At 32.6% G+C, this 2,726-nt stretch carries 2 protein-coding genes; both read right to left on the bottom strand.

What is annotated here, in order from left to right:
- Positions 1-230 precede the first annotated feature (230 nt).
- The gene (locus ACK8P7_RS10860; RefSeq protein WP_083655179.1) at positions 231-1,061 is read right to left on the bottom strand and encodes a methyltransferase domain-containing protein; all 831 of its coding nucleotides are present in this window, start codon (positions 1,059-1,061) and stop codon (positions 231-233) included.
- Positions 1,062-1,431: 370 nt separating this feature from the next.
- Entirely contained in the window at positions 1,432-2,535 is a 1,104-nt protein-coding gene (locus ACK8P7_RS10855) for a 23S rRNA (adenine(2503)-C(2))-methyltransferase RlmN (RefSeq protein WP_118408992.1), read from the bottom strand.
- Positions 2,536-2,726: the final 191 nt, after the last annotated feature.

Below are 2,726 nucleotides of genomic sequence, written 5' to 3'. Positions count from 1 at the left end.
GGATGGAAACCCAAAGATCTCACGGTAGTAAGTTAGCGCGCTCAGCTAACACTGAGCGCTTACGATAAGTGTTGGTATGCATAACTGACCTGTTTATTCATTTTCTATGAATGCCCTGGGTAAACGAAAAGGAACAAGGTATATTTCATCCTTGTTCCTATCGGTCAGTATGTGCTATTCAGTTCAACAAATTGGAATTTGTTGCTCCGTCAAACTGAAAGTTTCAAGCGTTATAGACTTCCCACAAATATCTCTGCATCAATCGTCAAAGTTTTTAGCTTTTTGAAATCAATCTCAGTTTTATCTACATGGAAGAGCAGTGGGGTCATGTCTGCAAAAATTTTAATATCCTCTAACGGCATTTCATATGATTCTGAAACTCTTTTTTGGTAAATAACAGAATACTGCTTCTTGAATAAGTTAATCACATTCTCATTGGAATACTCTTGATTTTTCAAATGTTCTTTTGCAATGTTTCTGAACTCCATCAGATGTTTATTCCCAGGAATAACCTTTACAATATAGCCGCTATCCGTCAGAACTCTATTGAACTCCAAATAATTAGCTGGTGTAAATATGTCCAGTATACAGTCTACTGAGTGGTCTCTAATTGGCATATTTTCCAAATCACCCACAAACCACTTTATAGACTTACTACCGTCTCTTTTTGAAGCAAGGGAAATGGCATCTTTTGAAATATCAAAAGCAACTATATCTGCTTGAAATAGTTCTTTGATTTTTCTAGAATAATATCCTTCACCACATCCGACATCAAGAATAGTTGTTATGTTTTCAAGCTTGCTCAATATATGTGTTATCTCCGTAAGAATATGTGAATAGTATCCCTTTTCTAAAATATCCATTCTGCTTTCAAAAGAAGTTCTGCTATAATGCTTAGATTGCTTTTGATTTAATGCAAAATTCACATATCCTAATTTAGAAATATCGAAACAATGCTTATTACTACACAGCAAACTATTGCCTACCATCTTTAACTTTCGTTTACATATTGGACAACGAAAAAGCTTTTCGCTGTCATTAAATCTAATAATTTTATTCATGACATCCTCCATTATTACATTCTTGCCCGAAAGCGAGTTATGTAATACGGATGTACCGCAACACAACTCGCGGTATTATCTTAATCTCATATATGCTGTCATCTTATCACCTCCTCAAATTCAAGTTTGTATAACTATTTTATTGCATTATAGCATACTTTGGTCTGCTTTTCCCACTCCAGAGAAAATTTCTTTGTCGATAATTATCCTACCTATAGGAATATTTTTATTCACCAATACTTATCTCGGACAGAGATTTAAACAAAAAATCGGATAAACATTTATATTCCATAATAGATTCCTTGTAACTCTAATTGTTGATAGACAAAAAAACAGATCGCCTATGCATCACAAACAAAATACGGTTAATTTAGTGTTTTGTTTTGTAATTAATTTTAGAAAATGTATTTTTGTGCTTGCTTTTAGGATTCTCTTTCTTGCTTTTTGAACGATTGTGAAAACCTAAATCCTTCCCCATTGAATTGTGTTGCTTATTCTTCTCGTTTGTGTTACTAACCAACTGACCGCAGGCAGCTTTGATGTTATTACCTCGTGATTCTCTCATTTTTACTTCTAAACCAGCCGCTTCAAGTCGCAATTTAAATGCAACTAATTGTTGTTTGTTTGGCCTGTTAATATTGCAATTTGCGGTATCATTATATTGCAAAAGATTTATCAAAACATTTTTCTCACGAAACCATCTTCCTAATTGACGTACATCAGTTGCTTTATCATTTAGACCAGGAATCAATAAATAAGCAATTGTTACTTTTCTGTTATGTCTTTCCGAATATGATAAAACAGATTCAACAATCTTATTTATGTCATAACCTTTCATGTGAGGTATAATTATATCTCTTGTTCTTTGATTTGTTGCATGAAGAGAGAGGGTGAGTTGTATCTTCAGATGTTCTTCTCTTATTTTTTTTAATTGTTCTAAAGGACCTACTGTCGAAATATTAATTCCATCTGTGGGGAAATTAAGCCCATTTCTATCTCTTAGTATATGAATTGACTTAATTACATTATCATAATTAAAAAATGGTTCACCCATTCCCATATATACAATTCTGTTGACTTTTTCCTTCAGTAATGTTACTTGTTGCACAATTTCGGAAGGAGTTAAATTTCTTATAAATCCATTACTTCCAGATGCACAAAAAATACAACCGACAGGACATCCTACCATTGTACTAACACATACAGTTACACCTGTTTTTCTCTTTATGCAAACAGTTTCAACGCAGTAACCATCCTTTAATTTGAAAGAGTATTTTCTTGTGTCACCGCCATTATAAATATCATTAATGCTCATTGTTTGATATTTCTTTTGGGGCTTTTCCTTATAAAGGGCATGCATAAGCGATCGAGCTTTTTTTTCTCCAACGCAATCACAAATTTCTTTATATGTATAACCGTATGGGTCCGAATTTATCATTTCTTCAGTGATAATTATTGTGTTTTTATTTTTCATATCATCAATACCTTTCGAGAAATATAATTACAAAATACGATAAACTACCATTATTATAATAACATTTCTAAAACAAAAAATTAATAATCTACATATCTATTTTACTTAAAATGTTGTTGACTGCCTAGATTGACTTCGGGCTGATCTGCTTGCGTGTCACGAGATTGATCTATATACTGTCATGAGATTAA

Origin of the sequence: Oribacterium sp. P9, from assembly GCF_046365365.1 — a bacterium.
Classification (GTDB): domain Bacteria; phylum Bacillota; class Clostridia; order Lachnospirales; family Lachnospiraceae; genus Oribacterium.
Note: the sequence above shows the minus strand (reverse complement) of the source record. Positions and strands in the feature narration are given on the sequence as shown.

Excerpts from the sequence above, each read along its gene's own strand:
- ACK8P7_RS10860 (WP_083655179.1), bottom strand. The coding sequence starts at position 1,061 with ATGAATAAAATTATTAGATTTAATGACAGCGAAAAGCTTTTTCGTTGT.
- ACK8P7_RS10855 (WP_118408992.1), bottom strand. The coding sequence starts at position 2,535 with ATGAAAAATAAAAACACAATAATTATCACTGAAGAAATGATAAATTCG.